The sequence below is a fragment of the Scandinavium sp. genome (assembly GCF_036271055.1).
GTDB lineage: Bacteria > Pseudomonadota > Gammaproteobacteria > Enterobacterales > Enterobacteriaceae > Scandinavium.
Genome location: NZ_DATBBJ010000004.1, coordinates 1 through 19,274 on the forward strand (window position 1 = coordinate 1; position 19,274 = coordinate 19,274).

Below are 19,274 nucleotides of genomic sequence, written 5' to 3' on the forward strand. Positions count from 1 at the left end.
CTCACCGTTGCGAGGTGGCGTATATTACGCTTTCCTCTTTCAGAGTCAACCCTATTTTTCAGGATTTTTCTCTTCAACCGAACCGGCTGTTTGTGTGAAGTGATTCACATCTGCCGTGTCGATGGAGGCGCATTATAGGGAGTTCTCGAGGTACCGCAATACTTAAATGACAGAAAAATGACTGACTGCTGCATTCCACAGCAAAACCCCGCCTTATACCTGTTTACACACAGAGTTATCCACAAAGCGGTAAATATCTAAAAAATTGCGAGCGATGCGCAAACGTTTTCGTTACAATGCCCGCGCTAAAACAAGGATGCCCCGCGAGGGGTGTTAGCTGAGTTTTTCTGGTAAAAATTCAGCTAACGCTCTCTGTAATCGTCAAATCCAGGGGATTTACCATGCAACAACGTCGTCCAGTCCGCCGCGCTTTACTCAGCGTTTCTGATAAAGCCGGTATCGTCGAATTCGCACAGGCACTTTCTGCACGCGGTGTGGAGCTGCTTTCCACTGGCGGAACCGCTCGCCTGTTAGCAGATAAAGGCTTGCCGGTGACCGAAGTCTCCGATTACACCGGTTTCCCGGAAATGATGGATGGACGCGTTAAGACGCTGCACCCGAAAGTGCACGGCGGCATTCTCGGTCGTCGCGGTCAGGATGACGGCATTATGGAAGAACATGGTATTGCGCCGATCGATATGGTTGTCGTTAACCTTTATCCTTTTGCCCAAACTGTCGCTCGCGAAGGCTGCTCACTGGAAGACGCTGTTGAGAATATCGATATCGGTGGCCCAACCATGGTTCGCTCTGCCGCCAAGAACCATAAAGATGTCGCCATCGTTGTGAAGAGCAGTGACTACGCTTCTATTATTAGTGAGATGGATGCTAACGAAGACTCTCTTTCTCTCGAAACCCGTTTCGACCTCGCCATTAAGGCTTTCGAACATACCGCCGCCTACGACAGCATGATCGCGAACTACTTCGGCAGTCTGGTTCCGGCTTACCACGGCGGAACGCAAGAGCCAGCGGGTCGCTTCCCTCGCACCCTGAATCTGAACTTCATTAAGAAGCAGGATATGCGTTACGGTGAAAACAGCCACCAGCAAGCGGCCTTCTATATAGAAGAAGAAATTAAAGAAGCATCGGTTGCCACAGCACAGCAAGTCCAGGGTAAAGCGCTTTCCTATAACAATATTGCCGACACGGATGCCGCGCTGGAATGTGTGAAAGAGTTCAACGAGCCGGCGTGCGTCATCGTAAAACACGCGAACCCATGTGGTGTGGCTGTCAGCCACTCTATTCTGGATGCCTACGACCGCGCATACAAAACTGACCCTACCTCCGCGTTCGGCGGCATCATTGCCTTTAACCGCGAACTGGACGCCGAAACCGCGCAGGCTATTATCGCTCGTCAATTTGTCGAAGTGATTATCGCCCCATCAGCAACTGAAGAGGCGCTGAAAATTACCGCTGCCAAACAGAATGTTCGCGTACTGACCAGTGGTCAGTGGGAAACTCGCGCTGCTGGCCTCGATTTCAAACGTGTTAACGGGGGTTTACTGGTTCAGGATCGCGATCTCGGCATGGTGACTTCTGGTGAACTGCGTGTTGTCAGCAAGCGTCAACCGAGTGAACAGGAACTGCGTGATGCACTGTTTTGCTGGAAAGTGGCGAAATTCGTGAAATCCAACGCCATTGTGTATGCCAAAGAGAACGTGACTATTGGTATAGGCGCAGGCCAGATGAGTCGTGTGTATTCCGCTAAAATTGCCGGTATTAAAGCTGCCGACGAAGGACTGAAAGTGAAAGGCTCCGCGATGGCGTCTGATGCCTTCTTCCCGTTCCGCGATGGTATTGATGCCGCTGCCGCGGTCGGCATAACCTGTGTTATCCAGCCTGGCGGTTCCATTCGTGATGAAGAAGTCATTGCCGCTGCGGATGAACACGGCATTGCGATGATCTTCACCGACATGCGCCACTTCCGCCATTAATCTCCGGAGCAGATGATGAAAGTATTAGTGATTGGTAATGGCGGGCGTGAGCACGCACTGGCGTGGAAAGCGGCACAGTCTCCGCTAGTTGAAACCGTTTTCGTGGCGCCGGGCAACGCGGGCACCGCGCTTGAGCCGACGCTGCAAAACGTGGCGATTAGCGCGACTGATATTCCTGCCCTGCTTAATTTCGCCAAAAGTGAAGATATTGGTCTGACGATCGTTGGACCGGAAGCACCGCTGGTGATTGGCGTGGTCGATGCCTTCCGCAACGCGGGCCTGACCATCTTTGGCCCGACACAAGGTGCGGCACAACTCGAAGGTTCGAAAGCCTTTACTAAAGACTTCCTGGCACGCCATGAGATTCCGACGGCGGAATACCAGAACTTTACTGAGATTGACCCCGCACTGGCTTATCTGCGCGAGAAAGGCGCGCCGATCGTTATCAAAGCCGACGGTCTCGCAGCAGGTAAAGGCGTTATTGTCGCCATGACGCTGGAAGAAGCAGAAGCCGCTGTACATGACATGCTGGCAGGTAATGCCTTTGGCGACGCGGGCCACCGTATCGTCATCGAAGAGTTCCTTGATGGCGAAGAAGCCAGTTTCATCGTGATGGTCGACGGTGAAAACGTTCTGCCGATGGCCACCAGCCAGGATCACAAACGCGTCGGCGATGGCGATACCGGGCCGAATACCGGCGGCATGGGCGCGTATTCCCCTGCACCGGTCGTCACTGACGATGTGCATCAGCGCACCATGGACCGCATCATCTGGCCTACCGTTCGCGGGATGGCGGCAGAAGGCAACACCTACACCGGTTTTCTGTATGCAGGATTGATGATCGATAAAGCAGGCAATCCAAAGGTTATCGAATTCAACTGCCGCTTTGGCGACCCGGAAACGCAGCCGATCATGTTGCGCCTGCAATCCGATCTGGTTGAATTATGCCTGGCCGCCTGTGACGGTAAACTGGATGAGAAAACGTCTCGCTGGGATCCACGCGCTTCGCTGGGCGTGGTCATGGCCGCAGGCGGTTATCCGGGCGATTACAATAACGGCGACGAAATTCACGGTCTGCCGCTGGAAGAAGTCGAAGGCGGGAAAGTCTTCCAGGCGGGCACGACGTTGTCGAATGACGATCGCGTGCTGACTAATGGGGGACGCGTACTTTGTGTCACCGCGTTGGGTGAAACCGTAGCCGAAGCGCAGAAACGTGCTTATGCGTTAATGACGGATATTCATTGGGAAGACTGTTTCAGCCGGAAAGATATCGGCTATCGCGCCATTGCGCGCGAGCAGGGGAAGTAATCTTTCATTGCCCGGCGGCGCGATGCTTGCCGGGTCTATCGTTAAAAGGTTTTCTCTTTCGGCTGCCAGGTACAGAAATCTTCGTTCGCCACCAGCAGCAACTGTGACCCTTCCGGCGCTTCCAGCCATGCCACGCTCACTTCCACAGAAGAATGACTTTGGCGTCGTTCAATATGGTTTATGGCACGAGTTTCTAAATCGGGTTTCACCGTTTGCCCATCGCAGGTAGTCACAGTGTGGTTTTCATGCCAACGTCCCTGACGCAGCACCACACGCCCTTGACGCAGCGCATCGCTGGTCTGACGGATTTGTTGTGCCTGATAGCGATATAACGCTATTTGGTCATTGGAGAGTTGTTGCTTCTGCCCGTCGACTTCACGCTGCATAAAGCTGAGTTCACCGCTGTCATCAAAACGCACGCGAACATGTTCTGGCGGTTTACCGTAAATATTGAGTTCAATCAGAGAGAGCGTATCGCCCTTCCAGCGGTATTCACTGGTTGAGGTGTTCCCGCTGCGCCACGGGCTGAACGCCGCGAGCAGATGGGTTTCGTTGTCAGAATCTTTACGCCAGATGCGCATCGCACCCTGGTTGTCTGCATAACCGCTCGCGGTAAACGGCGGCAGCGACGAGTTATGGCTACAGGCGGACAGCAATAACGTTCCGGCCAGCATCAACGAACAACGCCAGATAGACAAAAGGGGCGAAACCGCCCCTCCGTTAAAACTTTTCACCGGCATGCAGTCTTACTGCTTAACCGCGTCTTTCAGTGCTTTACCAGAAACAAATGCCGGCACGTTGGCTGCGGCGATTTTGATTTCTTTACCGGTCTGCGGGTTGCGGCCAGTACGCTCAGCGCGGTGGTTCACTTTGAAGGTACCGAAACCAACCAGTTGTACAGCATCACCTTCTTTCAGAGACTCAGTAATTGCAGCCAGAGTAGATTCCAGGGCAGATTTAGCCTGAGCTTTAGACAGGTCAGCCTTGTCCGCAATTACATCAATCAGTTGAGTCTTGTTCATATGTTATCCTTACAATGTGTTTATCGCTTGCTAAGCATCGAGTGCGACGGAAATGCCAAAAAAGCACTCTCCTGCATACACGCACCGATAGCCACTTTTTTTCGCCTTCCAAATGTAGACCAGACGGGGGGCAGATGTGAAGCCTTCAGGCATGACAATTCAGACTGAATGTCACGTTTTGTGGCTTCATTGCTGAAAATTTATACCGATATTGCTCTCACCGGCCTCCCGGAGGTCTGCACGGAGCCCTTTTATCAGTTCAATATCGCGTTCTTCACAGTCGGCCAGGAGTCGGAAAATTTCCCATTGAATGTCCCATTCCTGTTCCACCGCCGGGTTTTCTTTCAGCTCTTCGTCGGTCATTTCGCGACCCGCCTGGGTCATTTCAAGCATTGCGACGGTCGTGATTGAAGACTTGCTGACTTCAATCGCATGTTCAAGTGTTTCACCGCTCAGACGTGAATGCACGACTTCACTCAACGCCACGCACGCATCAATTGCCGGATAAACACCGTAGATATCGAAATCGTCGGCCACCGGGATCGCCTCTTCCAGCTTTTCGAGCTGGCTGTCGAAATTGATTTTGGCGTCCTTTACGGTCAGGGTTTCCCAGATAAGATCGAGAATACGACGGTAAATCTGCCCGTCAGCGAATTCAGTCTGCTGGCAGAACACAGCGTAATTCGGATACATGCGCTCGCACAGGCAAGCCATGAAGGTCAAATGCTGCCAGCTTTCCAGCTTCTCAAGGCGCAAATGAATCGGATTTTGTAACATGATGAGTTCTCGAATGCGTTAATTAGCGGCAGTTTACCTGAATCAAGGCTGAATTGCTTGCCAACGCAGGAAGGCCGGTCGCCCAGAGGCAACAGCGTCCGCCCAGCGAGTGGGCTCGGGCAGACGATAGCCCTGAGTACAGCGCTGCACCCACGCCAGCGCAGTGTCCTGACTGACGCGATGCCCGGTGGCAATAAACAGCGGATTGCATCTCGCTTTGCTACGCCACACCCAGCCCAACTGCTCTTGCTTATCCATCAGCGGTGCCAGTGCGCCCGGTTCAGCAGACAGCGGCTCAAACTTGCCGCACAGGCGTTTCTTTGCCACGCCAATCGTCGGGACATCCACCAGCAGGCCAAAATGGCTGGCAACACCAAGGCGACGTGGATGAGAAATACCGTGCCCATCAACAAACAGCAGGTCCGGTTTACGGGAGAGTTGTTCCCACGCCGCCAACAGCGCAGGGTATTCACGGAATGACAGGAAACCCGGGATATAAGGCATGGTGGTGGGAATACGCGCTATCTGACATTCCACCAGTTCAAGGCTGGGGTATTTCAGCATAACGATGGCTGCACGAGTGATTTCCCCGCCCTGCTCAAACCCAACGTCAGCACCGCCGATGAATCTCGGAAGATCTTCAGAAAACAGATCCTCGCGGATCACTGACGACGCTAACGCAAGCTGTTGTTCCCGAAGATCTGCCAAATCCATTCTGTGTCCTTATCGGTGATACTGCGCTGACAAGCGGTGAACGGCTTCGACAAATGCACCCGCATGCTCCGGCGGTACATCCTGATGAATGCCGTGTCCGAGGTTAAAGACGTGGCCTTCCCCTAGACCGAAGCCAGCCAGAATGGTTGCCACTTCTTCTTCGATACGCGCAGGCTGCGCATAGAGCATCGACGGGTCCATGTTGCCTTGCAGAGCAACTTTATCGCCCACGCGACGGCGCGCATCGGCAATGTCGGTGGTCCAGTCGAGGCCAAGTGCATCACATCCCGTTGCGGCCATCACTTCCAGCCACTGCCCGCCACCTTTGGTGAACAGTGTGACCGGCACACGACGGCCTTCGTTTTCGCGCTGCAACCCATCAATGATTTTGTGCATGTAATACAGCGAGAACTGCTGATAATCACGCCCGGTCAGCACACCGCCCCAGGTATCGAAAATCATCACCGACTGCGCCCCCGCGCGGATTTGCGCGTTCAGATACAGCGTGACGCTTTGCGCCAGCTTGTCGAGCAGCAAATGCAGCGCCTGGGGATCGGCATACATCATTTTCTTGATAACGGTGAACGCTTTGCTGCTACCGCCTTCCACCATATATGTCGCCAGCGTCCACGGGCTGCCAGAGAAACCAATCAGCGGCACTTCGCCTTTTAGCTCGCGGCGAATGGTGCGTACCGCGTTCATCACATAGCCCAGTTCCTGCTCTGGATCCGGCACGGGCAGCTTTTCGATATCCGCTTTAGTTTTCAGTGGAGACGTAAAGCGCGGGCCTTCGCCCGTTTCGAAATAGAGGCCAAGTCCCATCGCATCAGGAATGGTCAGAATGTCCGAGAAGAGGATCGCAGCATCCAGCGGGTAGCGGCGCAGCGGCTGCAAAGTGACTTCACAGGCAAGTTCCGCGTTTTTGCACAGTGACATAAAATCACCGGCAACGGCGCGTGTCGCCTTGTATTCAGGCAAATAGCGCCCCGCTTGTCTCATCATCCAGACAGGGGTGATATCAACAGGCTGGCGCAGCAGCGCACGCAGATAACGATCGTTCGTCAATTCGGTCATGTTTGCAGTTCCTTTATGCGTCGTGCGGGCAGTGTACCATCACTCATAGTCTGCCCGACACATCGCCACCGTATCTTCAATCAAACGCCGCGCCACAGTGCCCGGTGGTGGCAACAAAGGCAGATTGTCATAGCGATACCAGTTGGCTTCCAGCAGTTCTTTCGGATCGATAACGATATCGCCGCTGTCGTAATCTGCCATAAAAGCGGTCATCAGTGACTGCGGGAACGGCCAGGGCTGCGAGGTCACATAACGCAGATTTTTAACGCGAATCGAACTCTCTTCCATCACTTCACGCGCGACAGCCTGTTCGAGGGTTTCGCCCACTTCAACAAAGCCTGCCAGCACGGTGTGCACGCCATTGCGATGACGCGTGTGCTGAGCCAGCAAAATGGAGTCATCGCGGCGAATGGCGACGATAATGCACGGAGCAATTTGCGGGTAATAACGTTCCCGGCAGTGGCTGCACAGCATCGCCCACTCGGTTTTACTCGGGTGCATGGTGTGGCCACAATAGCCGCAGAATTTATGCGAACGATAAAACTCCGCCAGTTGCACGCCGCGGCCTGCGAGCTGGAACAGACCCACATCTTGATCCAGCACCTGGCGTACTGTGCCCATCTCCTGGTGTCGCGCCTGTTGAATCAACCAGACCGGTTCACCCTGCCATTCGCCGATCTGCATTGCCGGTTTTCCGACAAGATCGAATTTTTCCGCTTCACCATAGGGTAAGTCACCGCCGGGCAGCCATAATTTCTGTTCGTGACTGACTATCCACCAGCCGCGGTCTAATTTTTCAATTATACGATCCATATCTATTGCACTACCTTCGCTTCACTGGCACTTTGTTAACAGTGTTTTTACATTTTTTGGGTGAGCCGTTTTTACTCTTTTAAAGTCGGAGTCCATCATGCTAAACCAGTTAGAAAGCCTGACAGAGCGCGTTGGCGGCAGCCATCATCTTGTCGATCAGTGGCTACAGGTACGCAAGCAGTTGCTCGTCGCTTATTACAATCTGGTTGGCATTAAGCCTGGCAAAGGATCGTATATGCGCCTCAACGAGAAAGCACTGGACGATTTTTGTCAGCGTCTGGTGGATTACCTCTCCGCCGGCCATTTCAGTATTTATGAACGCATTGTCGGCGAATTGGAAGGTGAAAACCCACTTTTAGCCGCAACAAAACTTTATCCTCAGCTTGAAGGCAACACCCAACAGATAATGGATTTGTATGATTCGAGCCTGGAAATGGCTATCGATGATGATAACTGCATGGAGTTTCAGCAGGCCTTATCGACGCTTGGTGAAGCCCTTGCCGCTCGCTTTACGCTGGAAGACAGCCTGATTGCCCTGGCATTGGATAACAAACTCAACGGCAGCGCCAATGATGAAAATCAGATTGCGCGTCCAGCTTGAGTTCTTAGTCGTTAACGAGTAATTTACATTCTTCACCTCGCCGCTGGCGGGGTTGTATCTTGTCGGAGTGCCCATTTGGGCTGAGACCGTTAATTCGGGATCCGCGGAACCTGATCAGGCTAGTACCTGCGAAGGGAACAAGAGTTACACCTTATTACGTTGCCTTTGCGGGCGCGTATCCTCTTGCTTCATCCGTCGTCTGACAAGCCATCTCCTTGATTAACTGGAATGTGCTATGTCTACTACAAAACTGACCCGCCGCGAACAACGCGCACACGCTCAACACTTTATCGACACCCTTGAAGGCACCGCCTTCCCCAACTCAAAACGCATATACCTCCAGGGCTCCCGCGATGACATTCGCGTGCCAATGCGTGAAATTCAGCTAAGCCCAACGTTCATCGGCGGGACGAAAGAAAACCCGCAACTTGAGCAGAACGAAGCGGTTCCCGTGTATGACACCTCTGGCCCGTATGGCGATCCGGCCATTGCCATTAACGTTCAGCAAGGCCTGACGAAACTGCGTCAGCCGTGGATTGATGCACGCTACGACAGCGAACCGCTGGACGAGAGAAGTTCTGCATACACCAAAGAACGCCTGGCCGATGACGGACTTGATGAACTGCGCTTCACTGGCCTGCTGACACCGAAACGTGCCGTCGCTGGCAAGTGTGTGACGCAATTGCATTATGCGCGTCAGGGCATTGTTACGCCGGAAATGGAGTTCATTGCGATTCGCGAGAACATGGGCCGCGAGCGTATTCGCAGTGAAGTATTACGCCATCAGCATCCAGGTGAAGGTTTCGGCGCGCGATTGCCGGAAAATATCACACCGGAATTTGTCCGGGATGAAGTCGCAGCCGGACGCGCCATCATTCCGGCCAACATCAACCATCCTGAATCCGAACCGATGATCATTGGCCGCAACTTTCTGGTGAAGGTCAACGCCAACATCGGTAACTCAGCAGTCACCTCGTCGATTGAAGAAGAAGTGGAAAAGCTGGTGTGGTCGACACGCTGGGGAGCGGATACGGTAATGGATCTCTCTACTGGCCGCTATATCCACGAAACCCGCGAGTGGATCCTGCGAAACAGTCCGGTGCCGATTGGCACAGTACCGATCTATCAGGCGCTGGAAAAGGTCAACGGGATCGCCGAAGATCTGACGTGGGAAGCCTTCCGCGACACGTTGCTGGAACAAGCAGAGCAAGGCGTGGATTACTTCACCATCCACGCGGGCGTGCTGTTGCGCTACGTGCCGATGACCGCTAAACGTCTAACGGGCATTGTTTCACGCGGCGGCTCGATCATGGCGAAATGGTGCCTGTCGCATCATCAGGAAAATTTCCTGTATCAGCATTTCCGTGAAATCTGCCAAATTTGCGCCGCGTATGACGTCTCCCTTTCGCTGGGAGACGGTCTTCGTCCTGGTTCCATTCAGGACGCCAATGACGAAGCGCAGTTTGCCGAACTGCATACGCTTGGCGAGCTGACCAAAATCGCGTGGGAATATGACGTGCAGGTGATGATCGAAGGTCCGGGCCACGTGCCGATGCAGATGATTCGCCGCAATATGACCGAAGAACTGGAGCATTGTCACGAAGCGCCGTTCTATACACTCGGACCGCTGACCACCGACATCGCACCGGGTTACGATCACTTCACCTCCGGCATTGGGGCAGCGATGATTGGCTGGTTCGGCTGCGCGATGCTCTGCTATGTCACGCCGAAAGAACACCTTGGTTTGCCCAACAAAGAAGACGTGAAACAGGGGCTGATCACCTACAAAATCGCCGCACACGCCGCCGATCTGGCGAAAGGTCATCCCGGCGCGCAAATCCGCGATAACGCCATGTCGAAAGCGCGCTTTGAATTCCGCTGGGACGACCAGTTCAATCTGGCGCTCGATCCCTTCACCGCCCGTGCTTATCACGATGAAACGCTGCCACAGGAGTCCGGCAAAGTGGCGCACTTCTGTTCCATGTGTGGTCCAAAATTCTGCTCGATGAAAATCTCCCAGGAAGTGCGCGACTATGCGGCAGCGCAAACCATCGAAGTGGGCATGGCTGATATGTCAGAGAACTTCCGCGCGAAAGGCGGTGACATCTATCTGCGCAAGGAGGAAGTCTGATGTATCAGCCTGATTTCCCCACGGTGCCGCTGCGCTTAGGCCTCTACCCGGTGGTCGACAGCGTGGAGTGGATTGCACGTTTGCTGGACGCTGGCGTGCGCACGCTCCAGTTACGTATCAAGGATAAAGACGATACTGAAGTGGAAGCCGACGTAATTGCCGCAATTACGTTGGGCCGCCGCTATCGTGCACGGCTGTTTATCAACGATTACTGGCGGCTGGCAATTAAGCATCGGGCTTACGGCGTGCATCTGGGCCAGGAAGATCTTGCGGTCACCGATCTGGCCGCAATCCGTAAAGCCGGTCTGCGGTTGGGTGTGTCTACGCATGACGATATGGAGATCGACGTGGCGCTTGCCGTAAAGCCGTCCTACATCGCGTTGGGTCACGTTTTTCCTACGCAAACGAAACAGATGCCGTCAGCACCACAAGGGCTGGCGCAGCTTGCCGGGCATATCACGCGGCTGAAGGATTACCCAACGGTGGCAATTGGCGGGATTAGCATTGCACAGGCTCCGTCGGTACTGGCGACCGGCGTAGGCAGTATTGCAGTGGTTAGCGCCATCACTCAGGCGCCAGACTGGCAACTGGCAACCGCTCAACTGCTGGAAATGGCGGGGGCAGGCGATGAATGATCGCGATTTTATGCGCTACAGTCGCCAGATCTTACTCGACGATATCGCCATCGACGGGCAGCAAAAGTTGCTCGCCAGTCGCGTATTGATTATCGGCCTTGGCGGGCTGGGCTCTCCGGCGGCACTCTATCTGGCTGGGGCGGGCATTGGTAAGCTGGTATTAGCCGATGACGATCATGTGCATATCAGTAATTTACAGCGGCAAATTCTGTTTACCACGGACGATATCGACCAGCCCAAAGCAGCGGTGACGAAACAGCGGCTTTCACAGCTCAATCCAGACATTCAGCTTATTGCCCTGAACCAACACCTTACGGGTGAAGCGCTCCACCAGCAGATCCAACAGGCAGATGTCGTGCTCGACTGCACTGACACTATGGCGAGTCGTCAGGCCATCAATGCCGCTTGTGTAGAACAGAGGAAGCCGCTGATCACCGCCAGCGCCGTTGGGTTTGGCGGTCAATTGATGGTGATCGCCCCGCCGCTGACGCATGGCTGCTATCGCTGTCTGTGGCCTGATGAACAGGAGCCTGAACGTAATTGCCGCACCGCCGGGATCGTCGGACCAGCCGTCGGCATGATGGGAACGTTGCAAGCGCTGGAGACCATCAAACTGTTGAGCGGCATGGAAACAGCACAGGACGTATTGCGTCTGTTTGATGCCCGGTCGGGCGACTGGCGCTCACTCACCCGAACACGCTCGGCTGACTGCCCCGTTTGCGGAGGTTCTAATGCAGATTCTTGTTAACGATGAGCGCGTTGAATGCGAGACCGGGACACATGTAGCAGCGCTATTGTCACAGCTCGATCACGACAAACCTGGCGTTGCGCTGGCGCTCAATCAGCACATTCTGCCCCGTTCACAGTGGACGCAACATCCTTTGCAGGAGGGCGATGCGCTCCTGCTTTTTCAGGTAATAGCCGGAGGCTGAAATGCTACGTATTGCCGATAAAACCTTTGAATCACACCTGTTCACTGGCACAGGGAAATTTGCCACGCCGGAACTGATGGTCAACGCCATTCGCGCGTCCGGCAGCCAGCTGGTGACGCTGGCGATGAAACGCATCGATTTACGCCAGCATAATGACGCCATTCTTCAGCCCCTTTTGGACGCGGGTGTGTCGCTGCTGCCGAATACTTCCGGGGCTAAAACCGCTGAGGACGCCATTTTTGCCGCACGGTTAGCTCGGGAAGCATTAGGAACGCATTGGGTAAAACTGGAAATTCACCCCGATCACCGCTGGTTGTTGCCGGACCCGATTGAAACGCTGAAAGCCGCAGAGCGACTGGTTAAAGAAGGATTTGTGGTGCTGCCGTACTGCAGCGCCGATCCCGTCTTGTGCAAACGGCTGGAAGATGTAGGCTGCGCCGCAGTGATGCCCCTCGGCGCGCCTATTGGCTCAAATCAGGGCCTGGAAACCCGTGCGATGCTGGAGATTATTATCGCGCAATCGACCATACCCGTTGTGGTGGATGCCGGAATTGGCGTACCGAGTCACGCCGCACAGGCAATGGAAATGGGCGCAGATGCGGTGCTGGTCAACACGGCGATTGCCGTAGCGGATTCTCCTATAGAAATGGCGACCGCTTTTCGGCTTGCGGTCGAAGCGGGCCTTCTCGCAAGACAAGCTGGGCCCGGTGCGAAAAGCAGAATGGCGCAGGCCACCAGCCCGTTGACGGGTTTTCTGGAGGCGTTGTGATGGCGACCTTCACTCAACGCTGGCAACAACTCGACTGGGATGACATTCGTCTGCGGATCCACAGAAAAACGGCAGTCGATGTGGAACGTGCGCTGGCAGCTCGTCAGCTCAGCCGCGACGATTTTTTGGCACTGCTTTCGCCCGCCGCAGACGGATACCTTGAAACACTGGCGCAACGAGCGCAGCAGCTTACCCGTCAGCGTTTCGGTCATACCGTCAGTTTCTATGTCCCGCTCTATCTTTCAAATCTCTGTGCGAACGACTGTACCTACTGCGGCTTCTCAATGAGCAATCGCATCAAGCGGAAAACGCTGGATTCTCACGAGATTGCCCGAGAGTGCGAAGCGATTCGCGCGATGGGATTTGAGCATTTACTTCTCGTAACTGGCGAGCATCAGACCAAAGTCGGGATGGACTATTTTCGCCGCCATCTCCCCGACATCCGCCGTCAATTTGCTTCGTTGCAGATGGAAGTTCAGCCTTTGTCGCAGCCCGAATATGCGGAGTTGAAAACGTTAGGGCTGGATGGCGTGATGGTGTATCAGGAGACCTATCATCAGGCGATGTATGCGCGCCATCATCTGAAAGGCAATAAGAAAGATTTCATCTGGCGACTGGAAACGCCAGATCGATTGGGCAAAGCGGGGATCGATAAAATCGGCCTGGGCGCGCTGATTGGGCTTTCCGATAGTTGGCGCGTTGACTGTTACATGGTGGCGGAGCATCTACTTTGGCTCCAGCAACATTACTGGCAGAGCCGCTATTCCGTCTCGTTTCCCCGTCTGCGCCCCTGTGCGGGTGGCGTAGAACCGGCATCGATAATGGACGAACGTCAGCTGGTACAAACCATTTGTGCATTTCGCCTGCTTTCACCAGACATTGAGTTGTCACTGTCGACCCGCGAATCGCCGCAGTTTCGCGATCGGGTCATCCCTATTGCTATCAATAACGTCAGCGCGTTTTCGAAGACGCAACCCGGCGGCTATGCGGATGACCACCTGGAACTGGAGCAATTCACCCCTCACGACGGACGCCGGCCGGAAGAAGTCGCCGCCGCCCTTATTTCGAAGGGTTTGCAGCCGGTATGGAAAGACTGGGACCCGTGGCTGGGGCGTTCCTCGCACTAATCTGCAAGCGTTACATTAGGATGAAGAAAACGCTGAAGCCTGCTCGTAAAGTGGTTCATCAAGCGTTGTCTGTAAACAGCAGCTATCCTACGCTGCACTGGTCAGCAGGGAATGTTGACCAGGGCGGCGGTTCCTTCCTCTTCCGCCCTGCCTCAACTTTAGCTGTGTCACTAACTCTGTGATAAGTCGCTGTTCAGAGCAGTGAATTCGATGATATTCGTAGGCAATGGAGACACGATTTCCTACGGAACGCGACAAACTGTAACCGGTTTCATTTATTTGCGGCTATCTTTGTGATGCCTTACACACAATCACCGTAAAGCGGTTGTTGATTAACGCGTCACGCGATAAAGATGGAGCATCAAGGACCATGAGGGCGAGTTATGAAGAACATTGTTTTATGCTGTGCAGCAGGCATGTCCACTAGCATGCTGGTTCAACGTATGAAAGACGCAGCTCAGAAAAAAGGCGTCGAAGTGACTATCAAGGCAGTCCCTGTCGCAGAATTCAAAGATAATATCGGCGCGGCCGATATCGTACTGCTTGGGCCACAGGTGAAATACGAACTGGCTAAACTCCAGGCAGAGGCCGAGCCGCTGGGCAAGAAAGTTGCGGTTATCGATATGATGGATTACGGCATGATGAAAGGTGATGTCGTTCTTGAGAAAGCTCTCAAGCTGATGGAGTGAGTCGTGGAAGATTTAGAAACTATTATCATGGAGCTACTGGTTAATGCCGGGGCCGCACGCAGTTCTGCATTAACCGCGCTGCAACTCGCCCGTAAAGGTGATTTTTCAGCAGCGGAACAAGCAATGGTTGAGTCGCGTGAGTTTGTTAAACATGCGCATACTATTCAGACCCAGTTGATTGGCCTCGACGAAGGCACAGGCAAACTGCCCGTTAACCTGATTACCGTTCACTCTCAGGATCACCTGATGAACGCAATGGTGATTCAGGATCTGGCGGGCGATATGATTGAACTCTATCGTCGTTTGCCGCTGGTAAACTAAAAAAACGTTTTCTCAGTCAGACAAGATGCCCGCTCAGCGGGCATTTTTGTTTTTATCGTTTACGAATCACGTTTCGTCAGCCATAAAAAAACCCGCCGAAGCGGGTTTTTAGTAGCGTTATCAGCAACGATTAATCGTTGTCGGAACCGCCCAGACCTGCGTTCAGCAGTTCTGCAAGGCTTGCAGAAGCATCTTCAGCAGTCACCTGCGGTACAACAGGTGTTTCACCCGCTGCACGGCGACGGATACGATCCTGGTGGTACGCATAACCTGTACCGGCCGGGATCAGACGACCCACGATGACGTTCTCTTTCAGACCGCGCAGTTCGTCGCGTTTGCCCGCAACAGCTGCTTCGGTCAGTACGCGAGTGGTCTCCTGGAACGATGCCGCAGAGATGAACGACTCGGTAGCCAGAGACGCTTTGGTGATACCCAGCAGATCACGCGCATAAGTCACGGTGATTTTGCCTTCCGCTTCCAGATCGCGGTTAGCGATCTTAACGCGGGAGTATTCAACCTGCTCGCCTTCGAGGAAGTCGGAGCTGCCGGCGCTGGCGATGGTTGCTTTACGCAGCATCTGACGCACGATAACTTCGATGTGCTTATCGTTAATCTTAACGCCTTGCAGACGGTAAACTTCCTGCACTTCGTTAGTGATGTAACGAGTCACCGCGTGAACACCACGCAGACGCAGAATGTCGTGTGGCGCTTCTGGGCCATCGGACACTACGTCACCGCGTTCTACACGCTCACCTTCGAACACGTTGAGCTGACGCCATTTCGGAATCATCTCTTCGTACGGATCGCTACCGTCAATCGGGGTGATCACCAGACGGCGTTTGCCTTTGGTTTCTTTACCGAAGGAAATGATACCGCTGATTTCTGCCAGAATTGCCGGCTCTTTCGGACGACGAGCTTCGAACAGATCCGCAACGCGTGGCAGACCACCGGTAATATCCTTGGTACCGCCGGATTCCTGTGGAATACGCGCCAGGGTGTCACCAGAGCTGATTTGCACGCCATCATCCAACTGAACAATCGCTTTGCCCGGCAGGAAGTACTGAGCAGGCATATCGGTGCCTGGGATCAGAACGTCGTTGCCTTTAGCATCGATGATTTTCAGTGCTGGACGCAGGTCTTTACCACCGGCAGTACGTTCTGCAGAATCCAGAACCACCAGCGAAGACAGACCGGTCAGTTCGTCGGTCTGACGAGTAATCGTCTGGCCGTCGACCATATCAGTGAAGCGAATGAAACCAGACACTTCGGTGATAACCGGCATGGTGTGCGGATCCCAGTTTGCTACGGTCTCGCCGCCAGCAACCTGCTCACCATCACCTTTCGCCATAACGGCACCGTAAGGCACTTTATAGCTTTCTTTGGTACGACCGAATTCGTCGATCAGTTTCAGCTCGGTGTTACGAGAGGTCACAACCAGCTTGCCAGCGGAGTTAACAACCGACTTGGCGTTAGAGAGCTTGATGCTACCCTTGTTTTTCACCTGGATGCTGGATTCAGCAGCCGCACGAGATGCCGCACCACCGATGTGGAACGTACGCATCGTCAGCTGTGTACCCGGCTCACCGATGGACTGTGCCGCGATAACACCGATTGCTTCACCTTTGTTGATGATGTGGCCACGCGCCAGGTCACGACCATAGCAGTGCGCACATACACCAAAGTCGGTGTCACAAGATACAACAGAGCGAACTTTCACGGAGTCAACGGAGTTAACTTCGAGCAGATCACACAGATGTTCGTGCAGCAGAGTGTTACGCGGAACAAGGATGTCCGCCGTACCCGGCTTCAGAATATCTTCTGCAGTCACACGACCCAGAACGCGATCGCGCAGTGGCTCTTTAACATCACCACCCTCGATAACCGGGGTCATGGTGATACCTTCAAGGGTGCCACAATCGTCTTCGGTAACAACCAGATCCTGTGCAACGTCAACCAGACGACGCGTCAGATAACCGGAGTTCGCAGTTTTCAGTGCGGTATCCGCCAGACCTTTACGAGCACCGTGCGTGGAGATGAAGTACTGAAGTACGTTCAGACCTTCACGGAAGTTCGCGGTGATTGGCGTTTCGATGATGGAGCCATCCGGCTTCGCCATCAGACCACGCATACCTGCCAGCTGACGAATCTGAGCTGCTGAACCACGCGCTCCGGAGTCGGCCATCATGTAGATGCTGTTGAAGGAAACCTGCTGCTCTTCAACGCCGTCACGGTTAATCACGGTTTCAGTCTGCAGGTTATCCATCATCGCTTTAGAAACGCGATCGTTCGCTGCAGCCCAAATATCGATAACTTTGTTGTAGCGTTCGCCCGCGGTGACCAGACCAGACTGGAACTGCTCCTGGATCTCAGCAACTTCGGCTTCTGCTTCAGAGATGATCTCGTGTTTCTTCTCTGGGATAACCATGTCGTCGATACCTACGGACGCACCTGAGCGCGCTGCATAGGCAAAACCGGTGTACATGGTCTGGTCAGCAAAGATAACGGTCGGCTTCAGACCCAAGATGCGGTAACAAGTGTTCAGCATTTTGGAGATAGCTTTCTTGCCAAGCGCCTGGTTGACGATGGAGAAAGGCAGACCTTTCGGTACGATCATCCACAGAATCGCACGACCAACGGTCGTATCGATCAGGCTGGTTTTCGCAACGAATTCGCCCTGAGCGTCTTTTTCGTATTCGGTGATACGCACTTTAACGCGCGCATGCAGAGAGGCCAGGCCAGCGCGATAAATACGCTCAGCTTCTTTAGGGCCAGTCAGCACCATGCCTTCGCCTTTGGCGTTAACACAGTCACGGGTCATGTAGTACAGACCCAATACAACGTCCTGAGAAGGAACGATGATTGGCTCACCGTTCGCTGGGGACAGGATGTTGTTGGTAGACATCATCAACGCACGCGCTTCGAGCTGGGCTTCCAGCGTCAGCGGTACGTGAACAGCCATCTGGTCACCATCGAAGTCGGCGTTATATGCCGCACAAACCAGCGGGTGAAGCTGAATTGCTTTACCTTCGATCAGAACCGGTTCAAACGCCTGGATACCCAAACGGTGCAGAGTTGGTGCACGGTTCAGCAGTACCGGGTGTTCGCGGATAACTTCGTCCAGGATATCCCAAACGACAGCTTCTTCGCGCTCAACCATCTTCTTAGCGGCTTTAATGGTGGTGGCCAGGCCACGCAGTTCCAGTTTGCCGTAGATGAACGGTTTGAACAGTTCCAGTGCCATTTTCTTAGGCAGACCGCACTGATGCAGACGCAGGTATGGACCTACGGTGATAACAGAACGACCGGAGTAGTCAACACGCTTACCGAGCAGGTTCTGACGGAAACGACCCTGTTTACCTTTGATCATATCGGCCAAAGATTTCAGAGGACGTTTGTTAGAACCGGTGATCGCACGACCGCGACGACCGTTATCCAGCAGGGCATCAACCGCTTCCTGCAGCATACGTTTTTCGTTACGTACGATGATATCTGGCGCAGCCAGATCCAGCAGACGTTTCAGACGGTTGTTACGGTTGATCACGCGACGATACAGATCGTTCAGATCTGAAGTTGCGAAACGACCACCATCCAGCGGAACCAGCGGACGCAGATCTGGCGGCAGAACCGGCAGAACGGTCAGGATCATCCACTCTGGCTTGTTACCAGACTGAACGAACGCTTCCAGCAGTTTGATACGCTTGGTCAGCTTTTTACGTTTGGTTTCGGAGTTGGTTTCGTTCAGCTCTTCACGCAGCTGCTCGCACTCTTGCTCCAGATCCATGCTTTTCAGCAGGGCCTGAATAGCTTCCGCACCCATCTTCGCGTCGAATTCGTCACCAAACTCTTCCAGCGCATCCAGATACTGCTCTTCAGTCAGGATCTGATTGCGTTCCAGGTTGGTCATACCGCCTTCGATAACAACATAAGATTCGAAGTACAGTACGCGTTCGATATCACGCAGTGGCATATCGAGCAGCAGGCCGATACGGGACGGCAGCGATTTCAGGAACCAGATGTGGGCAGTTGGAGATGCCAGTTCGATGTGACCCATGCGCTCACGACGCACTTTAGTCTGGGTCACTTCAACGCCGCACTTCTCACAAATCACACCACGGTGTTTCAGGCGCTTGTACTTACCGCACAGGCACTCATAGTCTTTTACCGGCCCAAAAATACGGGCGCAGAAGAGACCGTCACGTTCAGGTTTGAACGTACGGTAGTTGATGGTTTCCGGCTTTTTCACTTCACCGAAAGACCATGAACGGATCATGTCTGGCGAAGCCAGAGCAATTTTGATCGCATCAAACTCTTCGGTTTTAGTCTGCGCTTTTAGAAACTTTAGTAAATCTTTCACGGATTTGCTCCCGTCG

General features: G+C 53.8%; 18 protein-coding genes and 1 riboswitch. Of the genes, 11 read left to right on the forward strand and 7 right to left on the reverse strand.

All coding sequences use genetic code 11. The features are described from left to right. Positions 1-401 precede the first annotated feature (401 nt). Both purH and purD read left to right on the forward strand, forming a co-directional pair. Complete coding sequence (gene purH, locus VH187_RS00215) at positions 402-1,991, forward strand: bifunctional phosphoribosylaminoimidazolecarboxamide formyltransferase/IMP cyclohydrolase (RefSeq protein ID WP_329699494.1); 1,590 nt, start codon at positions 402-404, stop codon at positions 1,989-1,991. A 15-nt stretch (positions 1,992-2,006) separates the two neighbouring features. Next, positions 2,007-3,299 carry a phosphoribosylamine--glycine ligase gene (gene purD / locus VH187_RS00220; RefSeq protein WP_329699513.1) on the forward strand — a complete coding sequence of 431 codons (1,293 nt, stop codon included), beginning with the start codon at positions 2,007-2,009 and terminating at the stop codon, positions 3,297-3,299. A gap of 41 nt (positions 3,300-3,340) precedes the next feature. Here purD and VH187_RS00225 read toward each other — a convergent pair whose 3' ends face one another. The 6 genes from VH187_RS00225 to nudC form a co-directional block, all read right to left on the reverse strand. Next, positions 3,341-4,033, reverse strand: a complete 693-nt coding sequence (locus VH187_RS00225) for a DUF1481 domain-containing protein (RefSeq protein WP_329699514.1) — start codon at positions 4,031-4,033, stop codon at positions 3,341-3,343. Positions 4,034-4,045: 12 nt separating this feature from the next. Then, complete coding sequence (gene hupA / locus VH187_RS00230) at positions 4,046-4,321, reverse strand: nucleoid-associated protein HU-alpha (protein WP_329699495.1); 276 nt, start codon at positions 4,319-4,321, stop codon at positions 4,046-4,048. Between the two features lie 186 nt (positions 4,322-4,507). Continuing rightward, positions 4,508-5,098 carry a YjaG family protein gene (locus VH187_RS00235; protein WP_329699496.1) on the reverse strand — a complete coding sequence of 197 codons (591 nt, stop codon included), beginning with the start codon at positions 5,096-5,098 and terminating at the stop codon, positions 4,508-4,510. A gap of 42 nt (positions 5,099-5,140) precedes the next feature. Continuing rightward, the gene (nfi, locus tag VH187_RS00240; protein ID WP_329699497.1) at positions 5,141-5,812 is read right to left on the reverse strand and encodes a deoxyribonuclease V; all 672 of its coding nucleotides are present in this window, start codon (positions 5,810-5,812) and stop codon (positions 5,141-5,143) included. A gap of 9 nt (positions 5,813-5,821) precedes the next feature. Next, the gene (gene hemE / locus VH187_RS00245; RefSeq protein WP_329699498.1) at positions 5,822-6,886 is read right to left on the reverse strand and encodes a uroporphyrinogen decarboxylase; all 1,065 of its coding nucleotides are present in this window, start codon (positions 6,884-6,886) and stop codon (positions 5,822-5,824) included. 39 nt (positions 6,887-6,925) lie between these two features. Beyond that, positions 6,926-7,699, reverse strand: coding sequence for an NAD(+) diphosphatase (gene nudC / locus VH187_RS00250; RefSeq protein ID WP_329699499.1), 774 nt, complete (start codon positions 7,697-7,699; stop codon positions 6,926-6,928). A 97-nt stretch (positions 7,700-7,796) separates the two neighbouring features. Here nudC and rsd point away from each other — a divergent pair, with 97 nt between their 5' ends. From rsd to VH187_RS00295, 9 genes are all read left to right on the forward strand, one after another. Beyond that, the gene (gene rsd, locus VH187_RS00255) at positions 7,797-8,300 is read left to right on the forward strand and encodes a sigma D regulator (RefSeq protein WP_329699500.1); all 504 of its coding nucleotides are present in this window, start codon (positions 7,797-7,799) and stop codon (positions 8,298-8,300) included. Positions 8,301-8,353: 53 nt separating this feature from the next. Further along, positions 8,354-8,454, forward strand: a riboswitch (TPP riboswitch). Positions 8,455-8,535: 81 nt separating this feature from the next. Continuing rightward, positions 8,536-10,431 carry a phosphomethylpyrimidine synthase ThiC gene (thiC, locus tag VH187_RS00260; RefSeq protein WP_329699501.1) on the forward strand — a complete coding sequence of 632 codons (1,896 nt, stop codon included), beginning with the start codon at positions 8,536-8,538 and terminating at the stop codon, positions 10,429-10,431. After that, positions 10,431-11,066, forward strand: coding sequence for a thiamine phosphate synthase (gene thiE, locus VH187_RS00265; protein ID WP_329699502.1), 636 nt, complete (start codon positions 10,431-10,433; stop codon positions 11,064-11,066). Before thiC ends, thiE begins: the two co-directional genes overlap by 1 nt. Beyond that, positions 11,059-11,814: a HesA/MoeB/ThiF family protein gene (locus VH187_RS00270; protein ID WP_329699503.1), complete on the forward strand. Its 756-nt coding sequence runs from the start codon at positions 11,059-11,061 to the stop codon at positions 11,812-11,814. Before thiE ends, VH187_RS00270 begins: the two co-directional genes overlap by 8 nt. Continuing rightward, positions 11,798-11,998: a sulfur carrier protein ThiS gene (gene thiS, locus VH187_RS00275; RefSeq protein ID WP_329699504.1), complete on the forward strand. Its 201-nt coding sequence runs from the start codon at positions 11,798-11,800 to the stop codon at positions 11,996-11,998. Before VH187_RS00270 ends, thiS begins: the two co-directional genes overlap by 17 nt. A 1-nt stretch (position 11,999) precedes the next feature. Next, positions 12,000-12,767 (forward strand): thiazole synthase, encoded by a 768-nt coding sequence (gene thiG / locus VH187_RS00280; RefSeq protein WP_329699505.1) that lies wholly within the window; start codon positions 12,000-12,002, stop codon positions 12,765-12,767. After that, positions 12,767-13,894, forward strand: a complete 1,128-nt coding sequence (gene thiH / locus VH187_RS00285; RefSeq protein ID WP_329699506.1) for a 2-iminoacetate synthase ThiH — start codon at positions 12,767-12,769, stop codon at positions 13,892-13,894. The genes thiG and thiH overlap by 1 nt, the downstream gene beginning before the upstream one ends. 383 nt (positions 13,895-14,277) lie before the next feature. Further along, complete coding sequence (locus VH187_RS00290; RefSeq protein WP_159776894.1) at positions 14,278-14,583, forward strand: PTS sugar transporter subunit IIB; 306 nt, start codon at positions 14,278-14,280, stop codon at positions 14,581-14,583. A 3-nt stretch (positions 14,584-14,586) separates the two neighbouring features. Further along, entirely contained in the window at positions 14,587-14,904 is a 318-nt protein-coding gene (locus VH187_RS00295; protein ID WP_329699507.1) for a PTS lactose/cellobiose transporter subunit IIA, read from the forward strand. Between the two features lie 130 nt (positions 14,905-15,034). Here the strand turns inward: VH187_RS00295 and rpoC are convergent, their stop codons facing one another. Continuing rightward, the gene (gene rpoC, locus VH187_RS00300; RefSeq protein WP_329699508.1) at positions 15,035-19,258 is read right to left on the reverse strand and encodes a DNA-directed RNA polymerase subunit beta'; all 4,224 of its coding nucleotides are present in this window, start codon (positions 19,256-19,258) and stop codon (positions 15,035-15,037) included. Between the last annotated feature and the right edge of the window lie 16 nt (positions 19,259-19,274).